Raw genomic sequence first — 23,385 nt, 5'->3', positions numbered from 1 at the left:
TCCGCTTCCTCAATGCCCTTCCGACACCTGATTGATCGTGTACTTGGGTATTTCCACGACCAAGTCGGTATCCGCCACAACCGCCTGACAGGAGAGCCGCGAATTCGGCTCCAGCCCCCAGGCCTTGTCGAGCATGTCATCTTCGAGTTCGTCTGACGCCTCGAGCGACTGGAAACCCTCGCGAATCACCACATGACAGGTCGTGCACGCGCAGGACTTCTCGCAGGCATGCTCGATATCGATGCCATTGCGCAGCGCGGCGTCCAGCACAGTCTCGCCAGCCTGAGCCTCGATGACAGCCCCTTCGGGGCAATGATCAACGTTAGGCAGGAAAATGATTTGCGGCATTCGGGTTAATCCTCGATATCGTTGAGCCGCCGCCCGGCCAGCGCGGCCTTGACGGTGGAGTCCAGACGACGCGCAGCAAAGGCGTCGGTGATCTGGCTCAGGCGTTTGGTCTGGCGCTCGATGGCGGAAACGTCCTGACTGTCGAGCAGCGTACGCAACTCTTCCATCTGCGCTTCGATGGCAGCGCGCTCCTCAGCAGCAAGCAGACGCTCGCCATCGGCTTCCAATGCTGCCTCGACGGCCTCCAGCAGACGCTGAGCCTCAACCAGCTGCTCACGCAAGGCGCGCGCATGACGATCGTCGTCCGCCTTGCGGAACGAATCCTCCAACATTCGGGCTATTTCGCCATCGGTCAGCCCATAAGACGGCTTGACCTGAATGTTGGCCTCGACCCCTGATGCGAGCTCTCGAGCAGAAACACTGAGCAGGCCGTCGGCGTCGACCTGGAATGTCACGCGAATCTTGGCAGCACCGGCAACCATCGGCGGAATGCCGCGCAGCTCGAACCGCGCCAACGACCGGCAGTCAGCGATCAGCTCGCGCTCGCCCTGCAGCACGTGAATCATCATGGCCGTCTGGCCATCTTTGTAGGTAGTGAAGTCCTGGGCGCGAGCCACCGGTATCGTCGTGTTGCGCGGAATGATCTTCTCCATCAATCCGCCCATGGTTTCCAGCCCCAACGACAGCGGGATCACATCGAGCAGCAGCAACTCTTCGCCATCACGATTGTTGCCAGCCAGCGTTTCGGCCTGGATCGCGGCGCCGATCGCCACGACTTCATCAGGATCGATATCGGTCAGCGGCTCACGACCAAACAGCTGCCCGACCGCGGAGCGCACCCTGGGCACCCGCGTCGAGCCGCCCACCATGACCACGGCCGTGATTTCTTCAAGCTCCACGCCGGAATCACGCACGGCGCGTCGGCAGGACTTCAGGCTACGCGCAACCAAGGGCTCGATCAGGGAATCGAAAGTTTCCCGGCGCAGCTCGCCCGACCAACCAGCGTAATTGATCGTGACCGCATCAGCCGAACTGAGGCGCTCCTTCGCATCACAGGCGAGCTTCAGCAACTCGCGCTGGCTACCCGGAGTCAGGTCGCCGGAGACACCAGCCTGCACGACGATCCAGTCAGCCACGGCATGATCGAAGTCATCACCGCCCAGCGCGGTATCGCCGCCGGTCGCCAATACTTCGAACACCCCCTTGGTCAACCTCAGAATCGAGATGTCGAACGTGCCACCGCCCAGATCGTAGATCGCGACGACGCCCTCTGCTTGCCGATCTAGGCCATAGGCCACAGCCGCAGCGGTCGGCTCGTTGAGCAGCCGCAGCACGTTGAGCCCGGCAATACGTGCGGCATCCTTGGTTGCCTGGCGCTGAGCATCGTCGAAATACGCCGGCACGGTGATTACTGCACCGACAAGCTCGCCCCCCAGACTGGCCTCTGCCCGCTGACGCAACGTTCGAAGTATCTCAGCGGACACCTCAACCGGACTCCTGGCCCCCTGCACCGTCTCGATGAAAGGCATTTGCGATTCGCCTTCGCGGAAACGATAGGGCAACTGCTCCCCCAGCTGCTTGACGTCGGCTAACCCACGCCCCATCAGGCGCTTGATCGAACTGATGGTATTGAAGGGATCGCTCGCCGCGGCAAGCTTGGCTTGCGCACCCACCTCAACATAATCAGGGTGATAACGCACGACAGAAGGCAGAATCACCTGTCCTTCGGCGTCGGGCAGCGGCGCGGTGATACCACTGCGCAGCGCAGCCACGAGGGAATTGGTGGTGCCCAGGTCTATTCCTACAGCCAGGCGGCGTTGATGAGGCTGTGGGCTCTGTCCTGGCTCGGCAATCTGAAGTAAGGCCATGTCTGTCTGATATCGGGCGCAGCGTCTGGCACTGCGCGGGGTTAATCGTCGAGGCGCTCTTCGAGTTGGCGCACTTCCTGGGTCAGCTTGTCGAGAAACTGCATTCGCCGCACCAGCCGCTCGGCATCGGCGCGACGCGCCGGAAGTTGCCAGACCTGCGCAAAGTCGTCGTTCAGCTTTTGCTGGGCCTGCTTGAGCCGCGACTTGAAGGCAGCGACGCCGTCCAAATCCGCCTGTTCATGGAGCTCTTCGAGCTCCTCGCGCCAATGCATCTGCTGCATCAGGAAATCAGGATCCTGAACCGTGGCCTCCAGCGGCACGTCATGCCCTTCGAGGGCTAGCAGATAGCGCGCCCGCCGACTCGGAATCCGCAGCGTCTGGTATGCCTCATTGAGATTGGCAGACCGCTCGAGCGCTTGACGCTGCTCGCTCTCGCTGGCATCCGCAAAACGGTCGGGATGAGTCTGACGAGCGAGCTCGCGGTAACGATCGGCTAGTCGCTCAAGATCCAGATCGAAATCCGGCTTCAGCTCGAACAATGCGAAATGACAAGGAGTACCCACAGCGTCCTCAGATATTGAAGCTCTCGCCGCAGCCGCACTCGCCACGAACGTTCGGGTTGTTGAACTTGAAGCCCTCGTTAAGGCCTTCACGAACGAAATCGAGTTCGGTTCCGTCGAGATAGACGAGACTCTTGGGGTCGATGATCACCTTGACCCCGTAGCTTTCGAACACCGAGTCCTCGGCGGCGGTCTCGTCGACAAACTCCAGCACGTAAGCCAGACCAGAGCAGCCGGTGGTGCGAACTCCCAGCCTCACGCCCACGCCTTTGCCGCGCCCCTCAAGGGAGCGGCGGACATGCTGCGCGGCAGCGGGCGTCATGGTGATAGCCATCGCAACGCTCCTTAAAGCAGACCTTTCTTTTCACGGTAGTCACGCACTGCCGCCTTGATCGCGTCTTCGGCGAGCACCGAGCAGTGAATCTTGACCGGCGGCAGCGCCAGCTCTTCGGCCAGCTGCGTGTTCTTGATTGTCTCCGCTTCTTCCAGGGTTTTGCCCTTCATCCACTCGGTAGCAAGCGAGCTGGAGGCGATGGCGGAGCCGCAACCATAGGTCTTGAACTTGGCATCTTCAATGACACCCTGCTCGTTGACCTTGATCTGCAAACGCATCACGTCGCCACATGCCGGCGCGCCTACCATGCCGGTACCGATGCTCGGGTCTTCAGCGTCGAACTTGCCGACGTTGCGCGGGTTTTCGTAGTGGTCGATGACCTTGTCACTGTATGCCATGGTGAAATCCTCTCTATATCAGGCGATGCGGCGTTAGACGCCAGTCAGTGGGCTTGCCACTCGACCTTGGAAATGTCGACGCCATCTTTGAACATGTCCCACAGGGGCGAAAGCTCTCGCAGCTTGGTCACGGCTTCGCAAACCTTCTGCGCTGCGTAGTCGATTTCCTCTTCGGTGGTGAATCGACCAAAACTGAAGCGAATGGAGCTGTGCGCCAGCTCATCGTTGCGCCCCAATGCACGCAGCACATAGGAAGGCTCCAACGAAGCAGATGTACAGGCGGACCCAGAAGATACCGCCAGATCCTTGAGGGCCATGATCAGCGACTCACCCTCGACATAATTGAAGCTGAGGTTGAGGTTGTGCGGGACACGCGCAGTCATGCTGCCATTGACGTACAGCTCTTCCAGGTGCTCGACCTGCTTGTAGAAGCGATCCCGCAGAGCGCGAATACGCTCGTTTTCCTGAGCCATCTCCAGCTTGGCCAGATGAAAGGCCTCGCCCATTCCGACCAGCTGATGAGTAGCCAGGGTACCGGAGCGCATGCCCCGCTCGTGGCCACCGCCATGCATCTGCGCCTCGAGGCGCACGCGCGGCTTACGGCGAACATAGAGCGCACCGACCCCCTTGGGGCCGTAGGTCTTATGAGCAGAAAAGGACATCAGATCGACCTTCATCTTCTCCAGATCGATCTCGACCTTGCCGGTCGACTGCGCCGCATCGACGTGGAAAAGAATGCCGCGAGAGCGCGTCAATTCGCCAATGGCGGTGATGTCATTGATGGTGCCGATCTCGTTGTTCACGTGCATGACCGACACAAGGATCGTGTCGTCGCGCAACGCAGCTTCAACCATCGCCGGCGTGACGATGCCATCCTCGCCCGGCTCGATGTAGGTCACCTCGAAGCCTTCGCGCTCGAGCTGGCGCGTGGTATCCAGTACCGCCTTGTGCTCGATCTTGGTGGTGACGATGTGCTTGCCCTTGGACGCATAGAAATGTGCGACGCCCTTGATGGCCAGGTTGTCCGACTCGGTCGCACCGGATGTCCAGACGATCTCCCGCGGGTCGGCGTTGACCAGCTCGGCAACCTGACGGCGCGCATTTTCCACCGCCTCTTCGGCTTTCCAGCCGAAGGCGTGGGAGCGAGAAGCCGGGTTACCAAAATTGCCTTCATTGGTAAGGCATTCGATCATCTTGGCAGCGACACGAGGATCCACCGGGGTAGTGGCGGAATAGTCGAGGTAAATCGGCAATTTCATTCAGATATCTCCTATCAGGCGGTCGCCCTGCTCATTCGATGGCGGACGCTTCTATCTTGTCCATTTGCGGCAACGAGCCCCCGGCCTTGCGCATATCCTGGCGCAGAGCGACCTGCTGCACGTCCTGGCGATTGACCAGGTCGGCCAGACTGATGCCACTGAGGAATTCATGGATTCGATCACTGAGATCGCACCACAGGTGATGGGTCAGGCAGGTATCGCCGGAGTGACAGCCTCCTAAGCCTTGACAACGTGTCGCATCGACGGATTCGTTGACCGCATCGATTACCTGAGCGACCTGAATACCGGCCATGTCGCGCGAGAGCTGATAACCGCCCCCCGGGCCACGCACACTGGTCACCAAAGCGCTGCGGCGGAGCTTGGCAAACAGCTGCTCAAGATAGGAAAGCGAGATCCCCTGACGTTCGGAAATATCGGCCAAAGAGACCGGACCATGCTGGGCATGGAGCGCCAGATCAAGCATGGCGGTCACGGCATAACGGCCTTTGGTGGTCAATCGCATCGGTCTGCACCAAGCATTACGGTTTGGCGCAAGTATGCTATTCCCGAGTATTTAAGTCAACTATAAGACCTATTGATTTAGTCGGGCTTTATTTGCCTGCAGGTGAAGACCACCCGATCGGAAACCGCCGCATGATACCAGCTGCTGCCAGCACCCGCACTTCATGCACGCGGCTCGCCGCCTTCGGATTTCACCTCCACGAAATCCTCCTCGCGCAGTTCGGGCAACTCCTTGGCGCAATAGTCACTCCCGAGCGCCTTGAGCGCCCCGCACATGCCCTCCAGACGCTCTTCAACCGCCTGCACGTGATCCAGCAACTGCCCAATCGCTCGCGCTACCGGATCGGGCATGTCCTCGCTGACCCCATAAGCATCGAATCCGATCTTCTCGGCGATGGCCTTACGTCTTGCCTCCTGCTCGTCGCTGGACTTCACGATGATGCGCCCCGGTATGCCGACGGCCGTGGCGCCTGGCGGAACCTCGCGCGTCACGACCGCATTCGAACCGATCTTCGCGCCCGCCCCCACAGTGAAGGGGCCGAGAATCTTCGCGCCCGCCCCGACGATCACACCATCCTCGAGCGTCGGGTGGCGCTTGCCCTTGTTCCAACTGGTCCCGCCCAGCGTCACGCCATGATAAAGCGTCACGTCATCACCGATCTCGGCGGTCTCACCAATGACAATGCCCATCCCATGGTCGATGAAGAAACGACGACCGATCCGGGCACCCGGATGTATCTCGACTCCGGTCAGCCAGCGCCCAAGATTCGACGACATGCGTGCCAGCCATTTCCATTCATGCGCCCAAAGCCAGTGAGATAGACGGTGAATCCATACGGCATGCAGCCCCGGATAACAGGTTAATACCTCGAACGCATTGCGTGCCGCCGGATCGCGATGGAACACGCTCTGGATATCTTCGCGCATGCGTTCGAACATCAGTCATTTCTCCGCTTGTGGGGCTCGCCACGGGCGGCCTTCTGTGTCTCTGTGAGAATACCGCGCAAGATGTTCATCTCCAGCTTGCTGATGCCGCTGCGCCCGTAGAGCCTGCGCAAGCGCGGCATCAAATGACGGGGCTTTGCCGGATCGAGGAAGCCGATGTCAATCAGCGTCTGTTCCAGATGACCGAAGTAGTTCTCCAACTCATCGACCGTGACCGGCTGCGCATCCAGCATTGCGGTGGTTTCCAGCTTCTCGACCTTCGTTGGCCGGCCCTCAGCAGCCAACCAGGCCATGCGCACCTCATAGGTCAACACCTGCACGGCCGCAGCAAGGTTCAACGAGCTGAACTGAGGATCGGAAGGAATATGCACGTGGTACTGGCACCGCTGCAGCTCTTCATTGGTCAGCCCTGCGTACTCACGACCGAACACCAGCGCCACGTCGCTACCAGCAGCAGCCTGCTCCACCGATACCGCCGCGCACTCGCGCGGATCGAGCAAAGGCCACGGAATGCGACGATCGCGGGCACTGGTACCAAGCACAAGGCTACAACCAACCAGCGCCTCCTCCAGCGTGTCGACGACCAGCGCGGCATCGAGAATATCGGTCGCCCCGGACGCCCGGGCGATAGCGTCGGAGCTCGGAAAATCTTCCGGCTCGACCAGCACCAGCCGCGACAGGCCCATGTTCTTCATGGCCCGAGCTGCGCCACCGATGTTGCCGGCATGACTGGTGTTGACCAGCACCACACGAATGTTCTGCAGCGACACAATTCTTCTCAGCTTGGAAACCAGCGGAAAGCTTACAGGAAGCCGCTCTTCATTCGCCATCCGCCAAAGGCCGCAGCAGCACCGGTCACGCTACATGCGGCAACGCTTTCCTGATAGAATTTCGCGCTTTCTTTAACGACCCAGGTAATTGATCCATGCAGCCCATGCTGAATATCGCGCTGCGCGCCGCCCGCAGCGCCGGCGAACTGATTGTCCGTTCCACCGATCGCCTGGATGCAATTTCGGTCAACGAGAAAGAGGCGAAGGATTACGTCACCGAAATCGACAAGGCCGCCGAGCAATGCATCATCAATGCGCTGCGCAAGGCCTACCCGAATCACGGCATCCTCGGCGAGGAAGGCGGACTGCTCGAAGGCAGCGGCGATGGCGCTGATTACCTCTGGATCATCGATCCACTGGACGGCACCACCAACTTCGTTCGCGGCATTCCGCACTACGCCGTCAGCATCGCCTGCAAGTACCGTGGTCGCCTTGAACACGCTGTTGTTCTGGATCCGGTCCGCCAGGAAGAGTTCACCGCGAGCCGCGGCCGAGGGGCAGCCCTGAATGGGCGCCGCCTGCGCGTCAGTTCGCGCAAGAGCCTGGAAGGCGCCCTGCTCGGCACAGGCTTTCCATTCAAGGACGGCCAGCTGGACAACCTGGACAGCTACCTGAACATGTTCCGCAGCCTGGTCGGCCAGACCTCAGGGCTGCGCCGCGCCGGCGCGGCGAGCCTCGACCTGGCCTACGTCGCAGCGGGTCGTTTCGATGCGTTCTGGGAGTTCGGTCTTTCCGAGTGGGACATGGCAGCCGGCGCACTCCTTATCCAGGAGGCAGGCGGCTTGGTGAGCGATTTCAGCGGCGGCCATGAATTCCTCGAGAAGGGCCAGATCGTGGCCGGCAACACCAAGTGCTTCAAGGCGGTACTGACCACCATCCAGCCTCACCTCACGCCATCGCTCAAGCGCTGAGCCAAGCTGAGCGTCACGCATAAAAAAACGCCCCGTCGGGGCGTTTTTTTATGCTGCTGGTTTGCTTATTGCTGAGACAACATCAACTGTCCATCCTGCACCGGTATCTGGCTGCCCGGATCACGATCCATTCGTACGCGGCCAACCTTGCCAGCCAGATCGTACTTGACGTCATAGCCGACGATCTTGTCGTGTGTATCGGTCACCGTGCTGCAGCGGGTCTCGGTAGTGGTGTAGGTGCTGTTGGCCTGCATGCGCCCCTGCACCTGATTGCCGGCGTAACCACCGCCGACCGCACCCGCGACAGTGGCGATCTTCTTGCCGGTGCCGCCACCGATTTGATTGCCCAGCAGCCCACCGACAACGGCGCCGACCGCGGTGCCCGCAATACGGTGCTCATCTTGCACGGGCTTCTGCCGTGTCACCGCGACGTCCTTGCAGACTTCACGCGGCGTTCGGATGGTTTCCTTGATAGGTTCGACCGCCAGCACCTCGGCGAACTTCGGACCGCGATCGACCAGGCTATAAGTAGCGAAAGCTCCACCAGCCGTGGCGACGACCACTCCAAGTGCCGTACCGACCAACATGGACTTGTTCACTGTGACATCCTCTTCCTTCGGGCTACGCCCGTTCCGCTGCCTTGGACCACGCAAGGCTGCGGAAGTTCGAAAGAGGATCAGGGGCGCTCGTCAGCTTCTTCTTCCACCACTGGCGGAATCAGATCGTCACGCGTGAGTTTGAGCCAGACCAGCAGCGTACCCGCAACGTAGACCGAGGAGTAGGTACCAACGCCGACGCCGATCAGCAGCGCCAGCGAGAACCCCCACAGGTTCTCGCCTCCGAAGACCATCAGTGCCCCAACTGCCAGCAACGTGGAGACCGAAGTGGCCATGGTGCGCAGGAGCGTCTGGGTGGTGGAGATGTTGATGTTCTCCAGCAGCTCGGCCTTGCGCAGCATGCGGAAGTTCTCGCGGATCCGATCGAAGATGACAATGGTGTCGTTCAACGAGTAGCCGATCACCGCGAGCACCGCCGCCAGCACCGTCAAGTCGAAGGAGATCTGGAAGAAGGAGAATACGCCCAGCACCACGATTACGTCATGGAACAGCGAGAGGACCGCACCCAGGCCGAACTTCCATTGGAAGCGGAATGCCACGTAAACCAGGATTCCTCCCAGCGCCAGCAGCATACCCAGGCCACCCTGGTCGCGTAGCTCCTCACCAACTGCCGGCCCGACGAACTCCACACGCTTGACGCTGACAGAGTTGCCGCCATCGGCGTTACGCAAGGCGCTGGCGATACGCTCACCCAACTGAGGATCGTCGCCCGGCATACGCACCAGCACATCGGTGGTGGCACCGAAGCTCTGCACTACCGCATCGGTGAAGCCGGCCTGCACCAACTGGCCGCGCACCTGCTCGAGCCCCACCGGCCGCTCATAGCCCAGCTCGATCAACGTGCCACCGGTGAAATCCAGACCGAAATTCAAGCCCTTGACCACCAGGCTCCCTAGCGAGGCGATGGTCAGCAGCACGGTGAGGGCGAATGCCAGATGGCGGACGCCCATGAAATTGATTACGCGTTTCATCGTGCTAGCCCCTTAAATCCACAGCTTCTTGAGATCGCGGCCACCGTAGATCAGGTTGACCATGCCGCGCGTCACGATGATTGCAGTGAACATCGACGTCAGGATGCCGATCGACAGGGTCACCGCAAAGCCCTTGATCGGACCGGTTCCCATGGCGAACAGAATGCCGCCGACCAGCAAGGTGGTCAGGTTGCCGTCGAGAATCGCCGAGAATGCCCGGTCGAAGCCCTCGTGAATGGCCCGCTGAATCGACATGCCATTGGCGATCTCCTCCCGAATACGCGAGAAGATGAGCACGTTGGCGTCAACCGCCATACCCATGGTCAGCACGATACCGGCGATACCTGGCAGCGTCAGCGTGGCGTTGAGCATCGACATCAGCGCCGTGAGCACCACCATGTTGAACAGCAGCGCGATGGTGGCAAGCAGACCGAAGAACTTGTAGATCAGCACCATGAAAATCGCGACAAAGAGGAAGCCCCACATGGCGGCCCGCACACCCAGCTTGATGTTCTCGGCGCCGAGGCTCGGGCCGATGGTACGTTCCTCGGCGAAGTACATCGGCGCGGCCAGACCGCCGGCACGCAGCAGCAGGGCGAGCTCGGACGATTCACCCTGGCCATCGAGACCGGTAATGCGGAACTGACTGCCGAGCGGCGACTGGATCGTCGCCAGGCTGATGATCTTCTTCTCTTCCTGGAAGGTTTCAACCCGAACTTCCTGTTCGACACCGTCGACCATTTGCCGCACGTAGCGGGTCATCGGCCGCTGCTCGATGAAGATCACGGCCATGCTGCGCCCGACATTGCTGCGCGTGGCGCGATTCATCAGATCGCCGCCATGGCCGTCGAGACGAATGTTCACCTGCGGACGACCGTTCTCATCGTAGCTGGCCTGAGCATCGGTTACCTGATCACCGGTGATGATCAGAGTGCGCTCAAGCTGCACGGGCGGGCGACCTTCTTCACGGAACTCGAATGTCTCGGTCGAAGCCCGTGAGGCATCAGGCTCAGCGGCGAGACGGAATTCCAGGTTCGCCGTCTTGCCAAGGATGCGCTTGGCCTCGGCCGTATCCTGCACACCCGGCAGCTCGACCACGATTCGGTTGGCGCCCTGGCGCTGCACCAGAGGCTCAGCCACACCAAGCTCATTGACCCGATTGCGCACGGTGGTCAGGTTCTGCTTGATCGAATATTCGCGGATTTCCGCCAGCTTGGCCTCGGTCAGCGTCAACCGCAGCACCTGCTGGCCGTTACGCTCACTGGTCGCAAGCTCGAAATCGGTGAAGTTCTTGCGAATCAGCGCCTGCGCGGCAGCGAGTGTCTCCTCGTCAGCGAAGCCCAGCTGCACGGCATTCTTCAGATTCGGCAGACTGCGGTAACGTACTCGCTCCTTGCGCAGCAAGCTCTTGACCTCGCCTTCCGAAACGTTCAGGCGCGTCTCGATCGCCTTCTCCATGTCGACTTCCAACAGGAAGTGCACACCACCAGAGAGGTCCAAACCAAGCTTCATCGGGCTCGCGCCAAGGTTGCGCAGCCACTCCGGCGTGGTCGGAGCAAGATTGAGCGCTACGACGTAAGCGTCGCCCAGAGCACGACGAACGATATCCTTTGCAGGCAACTGGTCGTCCTGGCGCTCCAGACGCACGAGACCGCCGCGACCCTGTTCATCGAGCGACGCCGACTTGACGGCGATACCGCCATCTTCGAGCGCCTTGCTGATGCGTTCGAGATCTGCCGAACCGATCTCCTGCGCCGTGCTGGCGCCAGTGACTTGGATCGCCGGGTCGTCCGGATAAAGGTTGGGTGCCGAGTAAACGAAGGCAATCGCGAGCACTGCCAGAATCAGCAGGTATTTCCAGAGAGGGAATCTATTGAGCATGACGCAGCCCGTTTAATGAACGAGGGGCGCCTTGCGCGCCCCGTCGATATTGAATGAAGTCAGCTCAGATGGCTTTCAGAGTGCCCTTGGGCAGGGTGGCGGCGATCGCCACCTTCTGGAACTTCAACTCAACGTTGTCGGAAACCTCGATCACCACGAAATCGTCAGCGACCTTGGTGACCTTTCCAGCGATACCGCCGGAGGTGACTACCTCATCGCCTTTCTGCAGCCCGGCGATCAGATTTTTGTGCTCCTTCGCACGCTTGGCCTGGGGACGCCAGATCATCAGATAGAAGATGACCAGAAAACCGACCAAGAATACCCACTCGAAACCGGTGCCGGCAGGACCTGCGGCAGCCTCCTGAGCATAGGCGGCGGGAATCAGAAAGCTCATGTACCACTCCTGTTGCAGAAAGGATTGTGTTGTTCTGGCACGTCACGCAAGCGGCGGCGTTGGCAGGCCGCGCTTGGCATAAAAGGCGTCGACAAAGGCCGCCAATGTACCCTGTTGAATGGCGTCGCGTAAACCAGCCATCACCCGCTGGTAATGCCGCAGGTTGTGGATGGTATTCAACATGCTACCCAGCATTTCGCCGCATTTATCCAGGTGATGCAGATAGGCGCGGGAGAAGTGTTTGCAGGTGTAACAATCGCAGCCCGGATCCAGCGGCGAATCGTCGTGCCTGTGCACTGCGTTGCGAATCTTGATAACGCCGGTGTCGGTGAACAGATGGCCGTTGCGCGCGTTACGCGTCGGCATCACGCAGTCGAACATGTCCACGCCGCGTCGCACACCCTCGACCAGATCCTCCGGTTTGCCCACGCCCATCAAATAGCGCGGCTTGTCGGCCGGCATCTGCGGCGGCAGGAAGTCCAGCACACGGATCATCTCTTCCTTCGGTTCGCCCACCGAGAGGCCGCCAATTGCCAGCCCGTCGAAGCCGATCTCGCAAAGCCCTTCCAGCGAACGCATGCGCAGCGACTCGTGCATGCCGCCCTGGACGATGCCAAACAGTGCCGACGGGCTGTCGCCATGAGCGATCTTGGAGCGCTTGGCCCAGCGCAGCGACAGCTCCATCGAGCGGCGCGCGACGTCCTCGTCAGCCGGATAGGGCGTGCACTCATCGAAGATCATGACGATATCCGAGCCCAGGTCACGCTGGACCTGCATGGACTCTTCCGGCCCCATGAACACCTTGGCGCCATCGACCGGCGAGGCGAAGTAGACGCCCTCCTCCTTGATCTTGCGCATCGCCCCCAGACTGAACACCTGAAAACCACCGGAATCGGTAAGGATCGGCCCCTGCCACTGCATGAAGTCGTGCAGGTCGCCGTGGCGCTTGATCACCTCGGTGCCAGGTCGCAACCAGAGGTGAAAGGTGTTGCCCAAAATAATCTGCGCACCGATCGCTTCGATGTCCCGCGGCAGCATGCCCTTGACGGTACCGTAGGTGCCCACCGGCATGAAGGCCGGCGTTTCCACGGTTCCGCGAGGAAAGGTCAGACGCCCCCGACGCGCCTTGCCATCGGTGGCGAGTAGCTCGAAAGACATGTGGCAGGTACGGCTCATCGGGTTTCCTCGGGACCGCGCGGTGCGGGGTTGCGGGTAATGAACATGGCGTCGCCATAGCTGAAGAAGCGGTAGCGCTGCGCCACGGCCTCGGCATACGCCGCCATGGTTTCCGGATAACCAGCGAAGGCGGAAACCAGCATCAGCAGCGTCGATTCGGGCAGATGGAAATTGGTCACCAGCGCATCGACCACATGAAAGGTCTTGCCCGGGTAGATGAAGATATCAGTGTCGCCACTGAACGGCTTGAGCTCGCCGTCGCGTGCGGCCGTTTCCAGCGAGCGGACACTGGTGGTACCCACCGCGATCACCCGACCTTCGCGTGCGCGGCAGGCCGCCACCGCATCGACCACCTCCTGCGTCACCTCCAGCCACTCGTGATGCATATGGTGCTCTTCGATGCGCTCCACGCGCACCGGCTGGAAGGTGCCGGCGCCAACATGCAGGGTGACATAGGCAGTCTGGACCCCAGCATCGCGCAGCGCACCCAGCAGGGCCTCATCGAAATGCAGCCCGGCGGTCGGAGCCGCCACGGCGCCGGCTCGCTGCGCGTAGACGGTCTGGTAGCGCTCGCGATCGGCGGCATCGTCCGGCCTGTCTATATAAGGAGGCAACGGCATGTGACCGATGCGCTCGAGCAGCGGCAACACGTCCTCGTCGAAGGCGAGTTCGAACAGGGCATCGTGCCGCGCGACCATTTCAGCTGTGCCGCCACCGTCGAGCAGGATCTGAGAGCCGGGCTTGGGGGACTTGCTCGAGCGCACATGCGCCAGCACGCTGCGATTGCCGGTCACGCGCTCGACCAGAATCTCCAGCTTGCCGCCCGTAGCCTTCTGGCCAAACAGCCGCGCCGGAATGACCCGCGTGTTGTTGAAGACCATCAGGTCACCGGGCCGCACGCAGTCCAGCAGGTCGGCAAAATTGCGGTGCGACATCTGCCCGGACTCACCGTCGAGCACCAACAGCCGGCTCGCTCTGCGCTCGGCAAGTGGATGACGGGCAATCAGGGCGTCGGGGAGCTCGAAGTAGAAATCGGCGACTTGCATGGGCGGTTTCGGGGCGCGGAAAGGGCGCAGATATTAGCCGAAACACGTCGATCTGACCACGCCAAACGATTGACCACTCAGCCCGGCATCCCTATACTGCGCCGCCACTGTGCCTCGATGGCGGAATCGGTAGACGCAGCGGATTCAAAATCCGCCGTTGGTAACAACGTGAGAGTTCGAGTCTCTCTCGGGGCACCATCACAGTATCAAGCCAGTGTTCGGCGAACTCAGATCGATACGCACACGGGCAATTAACATCCAGTTCCACTGCCTTCTCGCTGACTGACTAACAATGCAGTCAGCCGTGGCCTTGACGATCCGCAGCAGCGGAGCAGCACGTCAAACCACCCTTCACAAGCGCCGAAATGGCGCCGCCTGGACAGGCAAATTCTATGGCTCCGAGGGGTTGGCATTCCCCGGCGAGTTATCGTAGAGTGTGCCCACTGTGTTTGCATGGGTCGCTGTTGAATCGTGACCTGGTGCAGTAGATCTTCAGATCCGCTACTCCGCTCGACTCTCTTACTCCTTGCAACCAGTTCCAGCCTCCTGTTTTTGCGGGAAGCAATTCTACTTTTGAGTTTCAAGGATACAAAGACATGTCGAATCGTCAGAACGGTACCGTCAAGTGGTTTAACGACGAGAAAGGTTTTGGTTTCATCACTCCCGAGAGCGGTCCGGATCTGTTCGTGCACTTCCGCGCGATCGAAGGCAACGGCTTCAAGAGCCTGAAAGAAGGCCAGAAAGTCAGCTTCATCGCCGTGCAAGGTCAAAAGGGCATGCAGGCCGACCAGGTTCAGATCCTGGGCTAAGCCTTCTCTCCGAAAAGCCCCTGATGGCAACATCAGGGGCTTTTTTATGCGCGCAATTCCGTAGAATGCCCCGCCTTCCACTTGATCGAGACACGCAATGCGCCGACATCTGCTGAGCCCGCAGGGCCAATTCCCCGCCGCCGGTCTGATGCGACGACTGGCAGCAATGTTCTACGACAGCCTGCTCTGCATCGCCCTGATGATGGTGGTGACCCTGTTCTACCAACAGGTGCTGCTGCGCCTGCTGTATGGCAGTGAACAGCTGAAGATGCTCGCCGAGGCCGGCCGCCTGGACATCGACCCCCTACTATCGACACTGCTGCTGTTCAGCCTGTTCGGCTTCTTTGCCAAGTTCTGGACCCACAACGGTCAGACACTGGGCATGCAGGTCTGGGGCATCCGTATCCAGAACAGCGACGGACGCGCCATCGATCTGTGGCAGGCGCTGCTGCGCTTCCTCATCGCGATCGTCTCGCTGCTGTGCCTGGGAATGGGTTATTGGTGGATGCTGATCGACAAGCAGAAGCGCACCTGGCATGACATCTACTCCGAGAGTCAGGCGGTGCAACTGCCGAAAAACATCCACAAGAAATAATCGCAGCGCCCGGCCATCCCTCATATCCGGGCGCTTGTCCCTCAATCCATCGCGACCGCCATGCGCGACGGCGATACCTCAGCCGGCGCGCCTCAGCAACCAGGCGCCGATCAGCGCACAGACACAGGCCGGCAACACCACCGCCAGCAGCGGTGAGAAACCGAACACCTGGCTCGCCGGCCCCAGCAGATCCTGAATGATGCGGAACACGAAGCCGACGACCACGCCGGTGAAGATCCGCTGCCCCAGCGTCACCGAACGCAGCGGCCCGAAGATGAAGGAAATCGCCAGGAGCACCAGCGCCACGGTGACCGCCGGCTGTAAAACCTTGGTCCAGAAAGCCAGCCAGTAACGGCTGTTGTTCAGCCCCTGCTCGCCCAGATAGTGGATATAGCGCCACAAGCCGGTGATCGACAGCGCCTCCGGCTCCATCACCACGGTGCCGAGCAGCTGCGGCGTCAACTGGACGTCCCAGCGCTCCTCTGGCGCGCGCATGACTTCGGTGTGATCACCGCGGAAGTGGGTGGTGGCGATGTTCTCGAGCCGCCAATGGTCGCCCTGGTAGCTGGCGCGGCGCGCGAAACTAGACGACAGCAGGCGACGCTCTTCGTCGAAGCGGTAACGCGTGACGCCCACCAGCACACCGCCGGGCTGCACCGCGTTGACGTGCACGAACTCGTTTTCCTGACGATGCCACAGCCCACGCTTGCTGCTCTGCGCCTCACCTACCCCCTGCGCCAGGGAGCGCCTGGCCTGGGCGATGTCTTCGCTCAGCGGCGCGACATACTCGCCGATGAGGATTCCGGCGACGAGCAGGACGAGCATTGGCTTCATCACCGATAGCACGATGCGTTCCAGGGAAACCCCGGCGGCGCGCATGATGGTGAGCTCACTACTGCTGGCCAGCGTGCCGAGACCGATCAGGCAGCCGATCAGCGCCGCCATCGGCAGCATTTCGTACAGCCGGCGCGGCGAGGTCAGCAGGACGTATTGCAGAGCGTCACCCAGACCGTAGCTGCCCTGGACGTCACCCAGCTCGTCGATGAACGCGAACAGCAGCGCCAACCCAACGATGATGCCGAGCACCGTGAGGATGGCGAGAAAGACATGGATACCGATGTAGCGATCGAGCTTAACCACGAGCCACCTCCAGCTGCGCGTGGCGCTTCTTCATTCGCAGCCTGATCGGCTCCCAGAACAGCATCAGCAGGCCGATCGCCAGGAACAGCCCGTGCACCCACCACAAGCCCAGCGCCATGGGCAGGCGACCCTTGTCCAGCGCGCCGCGCACCGCGATCAGCAACGCGAGATAGGTCATGTACAACAGGATGGCCGGCAATAGCTTGAGGAAGCGCCCCTGCCGCGGGTTGACCTTGGCCAGCGGCACGGCGAGCACGGTGACGACGAACACCAGCAGCGGCAATGACAGCCGCCATTGCAGCTCGGTTCGGTGCCTGAGGTTATCGCTGCCGAGCAACTCGTGGGTCGGCATGGCCTCGCGCTCGCTCAGCTCCATGCTCACCTCCGGTTTTGGCAGCAACACACCATAGGTGTCGTACTGGATCGCCCGGTAATCCGCCTGCCCCGGGTTACCGTCATAGCGGTAGCCATTTTCCAGGATCAGATAACGACTACCGTCCGGTTGAATTTCCTGACGCCCGCTTTCGGCAACGAGCACGGACAGCCCGCTTTCCTTGCCGGTCTGGCGTGAAACATTGGTCTCGGAAATGAACACCCCGCCCAGTTCGCTGCGGTCGGCCGACAGCTCACGGGTATAAGTCACGCGCGAACCGTCGCGCAGGGTCTGGAAACGCCCCGGAACGAGGGTGTCGAACTCGGTCAGCGAATCCTGCTGGCTGAGAATGCGCTCGACCTCGGCGATCCCCTGCGGCGCCAGGCCCAGACTCAGCCAACCGACCAGCGCGGCGACCAGCGCAGCCGGCGCCAAGCTGTAGACCAGCAGCCGGCGCTGGCTCATGCCGGTAGCCGAAAGCACGGTCATTTCGCTTTCCAGATAGAGGCGCCCGTAGGCCAGCAGGATGCCGAGGAACAGCCCCAGCGGCAGGATCAACTGCAGAAAGCCCGGCAGGCGGAAGCCCATGATCAGCAGCAGCACGCCCGGATCGAGCACCCCCTGCGCAGCCTGGGCCAGATACTTGATGAAGCGGCCGCTCATGATGATCACCAGCAGCACGGCACTGACCGCGCTCATGGTGATCAGCAGCTCTCGGGACAGGTAACGAAAGACGATCAAACCAGACACTCCAGGGTTGTCAGGCTCTGGCGGCAACGCTCAAACTAGCCGCCAGTTGCCGGCCCGCCGCAGCAGACCGTTGGAAATTGGTAATGGCGCGCAAGTCGCGTCGTCGCGATCACTGACAAGCTCAGGCGATTGCAACGTTTCTAGCCTAGCGCAGTCGTCAAGTGACGACCGAACAGGCGAACCACCGGAAAATTAAGCCCGGCATTATCCTGCAAACCCGACTCTTTGTCTTGGGGACACCACGTCATGGAATTTGTTGTCAAAAGCGCCAAAGCCTCCACCCAGAAGACCGCCACCCTGATCCTGCCGCTCGGCGAGAACGGCCTGCTCGGCAGCGTCGCACAGAGCGTGGACAGCGCCAGCGCTGGCGCGCTCAGCACTGCGCTCAAGCGGGGCGACATCAAGGGCAAGCCGGGACAGACGCTGCTGCTGCACGGCCTGCCGGGTCTCAAGGCCGAGCGGGTGCTGCTGGTCGGCACCGGCAAGGCGGATGAACTCGACAGCCGCCAATGGCGCAAAGTGGTCAATGCAGCGCTGGCGGTCATCAAGAACCTGGGTGGCGGCGATGCTGCTTTCGCCATGCAGGACGTGCAGGTCAAGGGGCGCGACAGCTATGCCCGCACGCGCCTGCTGGTGGAGATCGTTGCCGACGGCCAGTACGTATTCGACCAATTCAAGAGCAAGAAGGCCGAACCGCGCGCACTGCAGAAGATCATCCTGCTCTGCGACAAGGCCGAACAGGCCGGTGTCGAGCGCGCCGCCCGCGAGGCCTCGGCGATCGCCACCGGCATGGCCTTCACCCGCGACCTGGGCAACCTGCCGCCGAACGTCTGCCACCCGACCTTCCTCGCCGATCAGGCCCGGCAGCTGAGCAAGGCCTACAAGGGTGTCAAGCTCGATGTGCTGGACGAGAAGAAACTGCGCGAACTCGGCGCCGGCGCGTTCCTCGCGGTATCCCAGGGCAGCGACCAGCCGGGCTGCATCATCGTTCTGCAGTACAACGGCGGCAAGAAGGGCGACAAGCCCTACGCACTGGTCGGCAAGGGCATTACCTTCGACACCGGCGGCATCAGCCTCAAGCCGGGCCTGGGCATGGACGAGATGAAGTACGACATGGGCGGCGCCGCCAGCGTGCTCGGTACGCTCAAGGCCGTGCTCGAACTGCAGTTGCCGATCAACCTGGTCTGCCTGCTGGCCTGCGCCGAGAACATGCCCAGCGGCGGCGCGACTCGCCCGGGCGACATCGTCACCACCATGAGCGGCCAGACCGTTGAGATCCTCAACACCGACGCCGAAGGCCGACTGGTGCTGTGCGACACCCTGACCTACGCCGAGCGTTTCGAGCCGCGAGCCGTGGTCGACGTGGCCACCCTGACCGGCGCCTGCATCGTCGCGCTGGGCAGCAATACCTCGGGCCTGCTCGGCAACAACGACGAGCTCATCCAGCAGCTGCTGCAGGCCGGCGAAAGCGCCGCCGACCGCGCCTGGCAATTGCCGCTGTTCGACGAGTATCAGGAGCAGCTGGACAGCCCCTTCGCCGACATCGCCAATATCGGCGGGCCCAAGGCCGGCACCATCACTGCCGCCTGCTTCCTCTCGCGCTTCACCAAGAAGTACCCCTGGGCCCACCTGGACATCGCCGGCACCGCCTGGACCAGTGGCGGCAAGGAAAAAGGCGCGACTGGCCGTCCCGTGCCCCTGCTGACCCAGTATCTGCTGGACCGGATCAACGGATGAGCCCGATCACCGCGCGTGACAGCGGCCGACACGGCCCCGCGCTCGCCGGGCCGGCGGGCGCACGTCCATGACACGCATCGAGTTCTACGTGCTGCCGGACGACAACCCGCTCGGGCGGCTGCGCGCGGCCTGCCAGCTGGCAGCCAAAGGCTGGCAACATGGCCTGCAGGTATTCGTCCGCTGCAGTGACGAGGACCAGTCGACCCGGCTCGACGAGCTGCTCTGGAGCTTTCGCGCGGAACGGTTCATCCCGCACGAGCAGTACGCCGAGGAGGTGCAGGCGCCAGTGGTCATCGGGCTCGAACAGGAACCACCGACCGCCCAGGGTCTGCTGATCAACCTGGCACCGACACTCTCGGCACATATCGACCGCTTCAGCCGGGTCATCGAGATCGTCAACCAGGAGCCTCAGCTGCTGACCGCCTGCCGGGAGAATTTTCGCCTGTATCGGCGCCAGGGCTATGATCCACAAAGGGTCGAGCTCTAGCCGCTCCAATTTAGATAGCAAGGGATCCCCCCTGGCAAACAGCCGGGATGCACCAGCCCGGAACCACGCAGATGACACCGAAAGCCCCGAACAAACCCGCCGAACTGCTGAGCGATCTCGAATCCATTCGCGCGCTGCTCGGCGACGATTTCCCCGACACCGCCGCAACAGGCGCCCCCGTGGATCCCGATAGCATTCCGCTGCTCTCCGATATCGTAGAACCCGGACCGGCCATCGCAGCCACCACCCCCAGCGACGACGAGCCGCGGGAAACCAGCGTGCGCAGCGCCTTCCGCTCGCTGGCCGAGCGGCATATCGATCACGAGTTGCGCACCGCCGCGAACCTGATCCTGCAGGAAGTGATCGACGACTTCGTGCCGCAGATCGAAGCCGAGCTCAAGCGCCGCCTGGAAAGCCGGATCGACCGGCTGGTGCGTACACCGCCGCCCCGCCCCTGAGCCATCCCGCGCCAATGCAGAGTTAATCCGCACGGCCGCGAAATCTCGCGGCCGTTTGCCTTTATACTTGCCCGTTTTTCCGACCAGCCGTTTAAGGGTCCCGCCGCATGGACAAGACCTACCAGCCGCACGCCATCGAGACTTCCTGGTACCAGACCTGGGAATCGAACAACTACTTCGCCCCGCAAGGCTCCGGCGAGCCCTACACCATCATGATTCCGCCGCCGAACGTCACTGGCAGCCTGCACATGGGCCATGGCTTCAACAACGCGATCATGGACGCGCTGATTCGCTGGCGCCGCATGCAGGGCCGCAATACCCTGTGGCAGCCGGGCACCGACCATGCCGGTATCGCCACGCAGATGGTGGTCGAGCGCCAGCTGGCCGCACAGGGCACCAGCCGTCACGACCTGGGACGCGAGAAGTTTCTCGAGAAGGTCTGGCAGTGGAAGGAAGAATCCGGCGGCAACATCACCCGGCAGATCCGTCGCCTGGGCAGCTCGGTGGACTGGTCGCGGGAGCGCTTCACCATGGACGACGGCCTTTCCGAGGCGGTCAAGGAAGCCTTCGTACGCCTGCATGAAGACGGCCTGATCTATCGCGGCAAGCGTCTGGTCAACTGGGATACCAAGCTGCATACCGCCATTTCCGATCTGGAAGTGGAAAACCACGACGAGAAGGGTCATCTCTGGCACCTGCGTTATCCGCTGGCCGATGGTTGCAAGACCGCCGATGGCCTGGACTACCTGGTGGTCGCCACCACCCGCCCGGAAACCATGCTCGGCGACGCCGCCGTGGCAGTGCATCCCGAGGACGAACGCTACAAGAACCTGATCGGCCGCCACGTCATGCTGCCGCTGGTCAACCGCCTGATCCCCATCGTGGCCGATGACTACGTCGATCTCGAGTTCGGTACCGGCTGCGTGAAGATCACCCCGGCGCACGACTTCAACGACTATGAGGTGGGCAAGCGTCATCACCTGCCGCTGATCAACATCTTCGATCAGAACGCCTGCATCCTGGCCCGTGCCCAGGTGTTCAACATCGACGGCTCGGTGAACGACAAGATCGACGGCAGCCTGCCGGACGGCTACGCGCATATGGACCGCTTCGATGCGCGCAAGGCCATCGTCGCCGAATTCGACGCCATGAGCCTGCTGGAGAAGATCGACGACCACGCGCTGAAAGTGCCGCGCGGCGACCGCTCGGGCACCATCATCGAGCCCTGGCTGACCGACCAGTGGTACGTTTCCACCAAGCCGCTGGCCGAGAAGGCCATCGCCGCCGTGGAAAGTGGCGAGATCCAGTTCGTGCCCAAGCAGTACGAAAACATGTACTTCAGCTGGATGCGCGACATCCAGGACTGGTGCATCAGCCGTCAGCTCTGGTGGGGGCATCGCATTCCGGCCTGGTACGACGAAGCCGGCAACGTCTATGTCGGCCGCGACGAAGTGGAGGTGCGCAGCAAGTACAACCTCTGCAACAACGTCGAACTGCGTCAGGATGAGGACGTGCTGGACACCTGGTTCAGCTCCGGCCTGTGGACCTTCTCCACCCTCGGTTGGCCGCAGCAGACGGATTTCCTCAAGACCTTCCACCCCACCGACGTGCTGGTCACCGGCTTCGACATCATCTTCTTCTGGGTCGCCCGGATGATCATGCTGTCCACCCACCTGACCGGACAGATTCCGTTCAAGACCGTGTATGTGCACGGTCTGGTCCGCGATGGCCAGGGACAGAAGATGTCCAAGTCCAAGGGCAACGTGCTCGACCCGCTGGACATCGTCGACGGCATCACCCTCGATGAACTGCTGACCAAGCGCACCAGCGGCATGATGCAGCCCAAGCTGGCCGAGAAGATCGCCAAGCAGACCCGCGCCGAGTTTCCCGAAGGCATCGCCAGCTACGGCACCGACGCCCTGCGCTTCACCTTCTGCTCGCTGGCATCCACCGGTCGCGACATCAAGTTCGACATGGGTCGCGTCGAGGGTTACCGCAACTTCTGCAACAAGATCTGGAACGCGGCCAACTTCGTCTTCGAGAACACCGAAGGCAAGGACACCGGCGCCAACGACGAACCGGTGGAATTGTCCTCGGTGGACCGCTGGATCATTTCCGCGCTGCAGCGCACCGAGGCCGAAGTTACGCGCCAGCTGGAGGCCTTCCGCTTCGACCTGGCCGCCCAGGCACTCTACGAGTTCATCTGGGACGAGTACTGCGCCTGGTATCTGGAGCTGGTCAAGCCGCTACTGTGGGACGAGACCGCCAGCGCCGAACGCCAGCGCGGCACCCGCCGCACCTTGGTACGCGTGCTGGAAACGGCGCTGCGCCTGGCGCATCCGTTCATGCCGTTCATTACCGAGGAAATCTGGCAGCGCGTCGCGCCGCTGGCCGGCAAGTCCGGCCCGACGCTGATGCTGCAGCCCTGGCCGGAGTTCAACCCGGAGCGCATCGACGAAGCCGCAGAAGGCGATATCGAGTGGGTCAAGGCCTTCATGCTGGGCATTCGGCAGATCCGCGGCGAGATGAACATCTCCATGGCCAAGCGTATCGACGTGGTGCTCGGCAACGCTTCGGCTACTGACCAGCGCCGCCTGGCGGACAACGAGCCGCTGCTGAAGAAACTGGCCAAGCTGGAAAGCGTGCGCCTGCTCGGCGGCGGTGAAGAAGCACCGCTGTCGGCCATTGCGCTGGTTGGAGACATGCAGGTGCTGGTGCCGATGGCCGGCCTGATCGACAAGGATGCCGAGCTGGCGCGTCTGGACAAGGAGATCGCGCGACTGGACGGCGAGGTCAAGCGCGTCAGCGGAAAACTGTCCAACGCCGGCTTTGTCGACAAGGCGCCGGCAGAGGTAATCGACAAGGAGCGCGCCAAGCTGGCCGAGGCCGAACAGGCCAAGGCCAGGCTGCTGGAACAGCGCCAGCGGATCGCCACGCTCTGATCCGCGAAGCGGCAAAAAATGAAAAAGGCCAGCC

General features: G+C 61.8%; 24 protein-coding genes and 1 tRNA gene. 8 read left to right on the top strand and 17 right to left on the bottom strand.

What is annotated here, in order from left to right:
- Window positions 1-9: 9 nt before the first annotated feature.
- The 9 genes from fdx to trmJ all read right to left on the bottom strand — a co-directional run bounded on the left by fdx (window position 10) and on the right by trmJ (window position 7,064).
- Window positions 10-348 carry an ISC system 2Fe-2S type ferredoxin gene (gene fdx, locus ACX1DW_RS00335; protein ID WP_102839838.1) on the bottom strand — a complete coding sequence of 113 codons (339 nt, stop codon included), beginning with the start codon at window positions 346-348 and terminating at the stop codon, window positions 10-12.
- Window positions 349-353: 5 nt separating this feature from the next.
- Window positions 354-2,216 (bottom strand): Fe-S protein assembly chaperone HscA, encoded by a 1,863-nt coding sequence (gene hscA, locus ACX1DW_RS00330; RefSeq protein ID WP_063542445.1) that lies wholly within the window; start codon window positions 2,214-2,216, stop codon window positions 354-356.
- Between the two features lie 41 nt (window positions 2,217-2,257).
- Window positions 2,258-2,779, bottom strand: a complete 522-nt coding sequence (gene hscB / locus ACX1DW_RS00325; RefSeq protein WP_063542443.1) for a co-chaperone HscB — start codon at window positions 2,777-2,779, stop codon at window positions 2,258-2,260.
- Window positions 2,780-2,786: 7 nt separating this feature from the next.
- Complete coding sequence (gene iscA, locus ACX1DW_RS00320; protein WP_133456400.1) at window positions 2,787-3,110, bottom strand: iron-sulfur cluster assembly protein IscA; 324 nt, start codon at window positions 3,108-3,110, stop codon at window positions 2,787-2,789.
- Window positions 3,111-3,121: 11 nt separating this feature from the next.
- Window positions 3,122-3,508 carry a Fe-S cluster assembly scaffold IscU gene (iscU, locus tag ACX1DW_RS00315; RefSeq protein WP_003284664.1) on the bottom strand — a complete coding sequence of 129 codons (387 nt, stop codon included), beginning with the start codon at window positions 3,506-3,508 and terminating at the stop codon, window positions 3,122-3,124.
- Window positions 3,509-3,552: 44 nt separating this feature from the next.
- Window positions 3,553-4,767: an IscS subfamily cysteine desulfurase gene (locus ACX1DW_RS00310; protein ID WP_063542441.1), complete on the bottom strand. Its 1,215-nt coding sequence runs from the start codon at window positions 4,765-4,767 to the stop codon at window positions 3,553-3,555.
- A 31-nt stretch (window positions 4,768-4,798) separates the two neighbouring features.
- Window positions 4,799-5,290 (bottom strand): Fe-S cluster assembly transcriptional regulator IscR, encoded by a 492-nt coding sequence (gene iscR / locus ACX1DW_RS00305; protein WP_063542439.1) that lies wholly within the window; start codon window positions 5,288-5,290, stop codon window positions 4,799-4,801.
- Between the two features lie 161 nt (window positions 5,291-5,451).
- A complete protein-coding gene (gene cysE, locus ACX1DW_RS00300; protein ID WP_063542437.1) occupies window positions 5,452-6,228 on the bottom strand; it encodes a serine O-acetyltransferase in 777 nt (258 codons plus the stop codon).
- A complete protein-coding gene (gene trmJ / locus ACX1DW_RS00295) occupies window positions 6,228-7,064 on the bottom strand; it encodes a tRNA (cytosine(32)/uridine(32)-2'-O)-methyltransferase TrmJ (protein WP_156244690.1) in 837 nt (278 codons plus the stop codon). The genes cysE and trmJ overlap by 1 nt, the downstream gene beginning before the upstream one ends.
- Window positions 7,065-7,159: 95 nt before the next feature.
- On the opposite strand from trmJ, the gene suhB reads away from it, so the two are divergent.
- Window positions 7,160-7,975, top strand: coding sequence for a type III secretion system regulator SuhB (gene suhB, locus ACX1DW_RS00290; protein ID WP_063542433.1), 816 nt, complete (start codon window positions 7,160-7,162; stop codon window positions 7,973-7,975).
- A gap of 65 nt (window positions 7,976-8,040) precedes the next feature.
- Here suhB and ACX1DW_RS00285 read toward each other — a convergent pair whose 3' ends face one another.
- The 6 genes from ACX1DW_RS00285 to queA form a co-directional block, all read right to left on the bottom strand.
- Window positions 8,041-8,574 carry a glycine zipper 2TM domain-containing protein gene (locus tag ACX1DW_RS00285; RefSeq protein ID WP_063542726.1) on the bottom strand — a complete coding sequence of 178 codons (534 nt, stop codon included), beginning with the start codon at window positions 8,572-8,574 and terminating at the stop codon, window positions 8,041-8,043.
- Window positions 8,575-8,651: 77 nt separating this feature from the next.
- The gene (gene secF, locus ACX1DW_RS00280; RefSeq protein WP_133456399.1) at window positions 8,652-9,563 is read right to left on the bottom strand and encodes a protein translocase subunit SecF; all 912 of its coding nucleotides are present in this window, start codon (window positions 9,561-9,563) and stop codon (window positions 8,652-8,654) included.
- 12 nt (window positions 9,564-9,575) lie between these two features.
- Window positions 9,576-11,444 carry a protein translocase subunit SecD gene (secD, locus tag ACX1DW_RS00275; protein ID WP_458992480.1) on the bottom strand — a complete coding sequence of 623 codons (1,869 nt, stop codon included), beginning with the start codon at window positions 11,442-11,444 and terminating at the stop codon, window positions 9,576-9,578.
- 64 nt (window positions 11,445-11,508) lie between these two features.
- A complete protein-coding gene (yajC, locus tag ACX1DW_RS00270) occupies window positions 11,509-11,838 on the bottom strand; it encodes a preprotein translocase subunit YajC (protein WP_014597404.1) in 330 nt (109 codons plus the stop codon).
- Between the two features lie 42 nt (window positions 11,839-11,880).
- Window positions 11,881-12,996, bottom strand: a complete 1,116-nt coding sequence (gene tgt / locus ACX1DW_RS00265) for a tRNA guanosine(34) transglycosylase Tgt (protein WP_458993429.1) — start codon at window positions 12,994-12,996, stop codon at window positions 11,881-11,883.
- A gap of 14 nt (window positions 12,997-13,010) precedes the next feature.
- Window positions 13,011-14,060: a tRNA preQ1(34) S-adenosylmethionine ribosyltransferase-isomerase QueA gene (gene queA, locus ACX1DW_RS00260; protein WP_458992479.1), complete on the bottom strand. Its 1,050-nt coding sequence runs from the start codon at window positions 14,058-14,060 to the stop codon at window positions 13,011-13,013.
- A 111-nt stretch (window positions 14,061-14,171) separates the two neighbouring features.
- On the opposite strand from queA, the gene ACX1DW_RS00255 reads away from it, so the two are divergent.
- The 3 genes from ACX1DW_RS00255 to ACX1DW_RS00245 all read left to right on the top strand — a co-directional run bounded on the left by ACX1DW_RS00255 (window position 14,172) and on the right by ACX1DW_RS00245 (window position 15,464).
- Window positions 14,172-14,258: transfer RNA gene (locus tag ACX1DW_RS00255), tRNA-Leu, on the top strand.
- A gap of 398 nt (window positions 14,259-14,656) precedes the next feature.
- Complete coding sequence (locus ACX1DW_RS00250; RefSeq protein ID WP_003246255.1) at window positions 14,657-14,869, top strand: cold-shock protein; 213 nt, start codon at window positions 14,657-14,659, stop codon at window positions 14,867-14,869.
- Between the two features lie 97 nt (window positions 14,870-14,966).
- On the top strand, window positions 14,967-15,464 hold the full coding sequence (locus ACX1DW_RS00245; protein WP_011914148.1) for an RDD family protein: 498 nt from the start codon (window positions 14,967-14,969) through the stop codon (window positions 15,462-15,464).
- Window positions 15,465-15,542: 78 nt separating this feature from the next.
- On the opposite strand, the gene lptG is transcribed toward ACX1DW_RS00245, so the two are convergent.
- Entirely contained in the window at window positions 15,543-16,604 is a 1,062-nt protein-coding gene (gene lptG, locus ACX1DW_RS00240) for an LPS export ABC transporter permease LptG (RefSeq protein WP_458992478.1), read from the bottom strand.
- Window positions 16,597-17,718 carry an LPS export ABC transporter permease LptF gene (lptF, locus tag ACX1DW_RS00235; protein WP_208216540.1) on the bottom strand — a complete coding sequence of 374 codons (1,122 nt, stop codon included), beginning with the start codon at window positions 17,716-17,718 and terminating at the stop codon, window positions 16,597-16,599. The genes lptG and lptF overlap by 8 nt, the downstream gene beginning before the upstream one ends.
- A 255-nt stretch (window positions 17,719-17,973) precedes the next feature.
- On the opposite strand from lptF, the gene ACX1DW_RS00230 reads away from it, so the two are divergent.
- From ACX1DW_RS00230 to ACX1DW_RS00215, 4 genes are all read left to right on the top strand, one after another.
- Window positions 17,974-19,464, top strand: coding sequence for a leucyl aminopeptidase (locus tag ACX1DW_RS00230; protein ID WP_458992477.1), 1,491 nt, complete (start codon window positions 17,974-17,976; stop codon window positions 19,462-19,464).
- 67 nt (window positions 19,465-19,531) lie between these two features.
- Window positions 19,532-19,951: a DNA polymerase III subunit chi gene (locus ACX1DW_RS00225; protein ID WP_011914152.1), complete on the top strand. Its 420-nt coding sequence runs from the start codon at window positions 19,532-19,534 to the stop codon at window positions 19,949-19,951.
- 71 nt (window positions 19,952-20,022) lie between these two features.
- The gene (locus tag ACX1DW_RS00220) at window positions 20,023-20,409 is read left to right on the top strand and encodes a DNA polymerase III subunit chi (RefSeq protein WP_133456394.1); all 387 of its coding nucleotides are present in this window, start codon (window positions 20,023-20,025) and stop codon (window positions 20,407-20,409) included.
- 107 nt (window positions 20,410-20,516) lie between these two features.
- Window positions 20,517-23,351 carry a valine--tRNA ligase gene (locus tag ACX1DW_RS00215; RefSeq protein ID WP_458992476.1) on the top strand — a complete coding sequence of 945 codons (2,835 nt, stop codon included), beginning with the start codon at window positions 20,517-20,519 and terminating at the stop codon, window positions 23,349-23,351.
- Window positions 23,352-23,385 lie beyond the last annotated feature (34 nt).

The sequence above is a fragment of the Stutzerimonas sp. KH-1 genome (assembly GCF_054483855.1).
Note: the sequence above shows the minus strand (reverse complement) of the source record. Positions and strands in the feature narration are given on the sequence as shown.

Bases quoted from the DNA above. Each gene is read 5' to 3' on its own strand.
- fdx (WP_102839838.1), bottom strand. From the start codon at position 348: ATGCCGCAAATCATTTTCCTGCCTAACGTTGATCATTGCCCCGAAGGG.
- hscA (WP_063542445.1), bottom strand. From the start codon at position 2,216: ATGGCCTTACTTCAGATTGCCGAGCCAGGACAGAGCCCACAGCCTCAT.
- iscA (WP_133456400.1), bottom strand. From the start codon at position 3,110: ATGGCTATCACCATGACGCCCGCTGCCGCGCAGCATGTCCGCCGCTCC.
- iscU (WP_003284664.1), bottom strand. From the start codon at position 3,508: ATGGCATACAGTGACAAGGTCATCGACCACTACGAAAACCCGCGCAAC.
- ACX1DW_RS00310 (WP_063542441.1), bottom strand. From the start codon at position 4,767: ATGAAATTGCCGATTTACCTCGACTATTCCGCCACTACCCCGGTGGAT.
- iscR (WP_063542439.1), bottom strand. From the start codon at position 5,290: ATGCGATTGACCACCAAAGGCCGTTATGCCGTGACCGCCATGCTTGAT.
- cysE (WP_063542437.1), bottom strand. From the start codon at position 6,228: ATGTTCGAACGCATGCGCGAAGATATCCAGAGCGTGTTCCATCGCGAT.
- trmJ (WP_156244690.1), bottom strand. From the start codon at position 7,064: ATGGCGAATGAAGAGCGGCTTCCTGTAAGCTTTCCGCTGGTTTCCAAG.
- suhB (WP_063542433.1), top strand. From the start codon at position 7,160: ATGCAGCCCATGCTGAATATCGCGCTGCGCGCCGCCCGCAGCGCCGGC.
- secF (WP_133456399.1), bottom strand. From the start codon at position 9,563: ATGAAACGCGTAATCAATTTCATGGGCGTCCGCCATCTGGCATTCGCC.
- secD (WP_458992480.1), bottom strand. From the start codon at position 11,444: ATGCTCAATAGATTCCCTCTCTGGAAATACCTGCTGATTCTGGCAGTG.
- yajC (WP_014597404.1), bottom strand. From the start codon at position 11,838: ATGAGCTTTCTGATTCCCGCCGCCTATGCTCAGGAGGCTGCCGCAGGT.
- tgt (WP_458993429.1), bottom strand. From the start codon at position 12,996: ATGTCTTTCGAGCTACTCGCCACCGATGGCAAGGCGCGTCGGGGGCGT.
- queA (WP_458992479.1), bottom strand. From the start codon at position 14,060: ATGCAAGTCGCCGATTTCTACTTCGAGCTCCCCGACGCCCTGATTGCC.
- ACX1DW_RS00250 (WP_003246255.1), top strand. From the start codon at position 14,657: ATGTCGAATCGTCAGAACGGTACCGTCAAGTGGTTTAACGACGAGAAA.
- ACX1DW_RS00245 (WP_011914148.1), top strand. From the start codon at position 14,967: ATGCGCCGACATCTGCTGAGCCCGCAGGGCCAATTCCCCGCCGCCGGT.
- ACX1DW_RS00230 (WP_458992477.1), top strand. From the start codon at position 17,974: ATGGAATTTGTTGTCAAAAGCGCCAAAGCCTCCACCCAGAAGACCGCC.
- ACX1DW_RS00225 (WP_011914152.1), top strand. From the start codon at position 19,532: ATGACACGCATCGAGTTCTACGTGCTGCCGGACGACAACCCGCTCGGG.
- ACX1DW_RS00220 (WP_133456394.1), top strand. From the start codon at position 20,023: ATGACACCGAAAGCCCCGAACAAACCCGCCGAACTGCTGAGCGATCTC.
- ACX1DW_RS00215 (WP_458992476.1), top strand. From the start codon at position 20,517: ATGGACAAGACCTACCAGCCGCACGCCATCGAGACTTCCTGGTACCAG.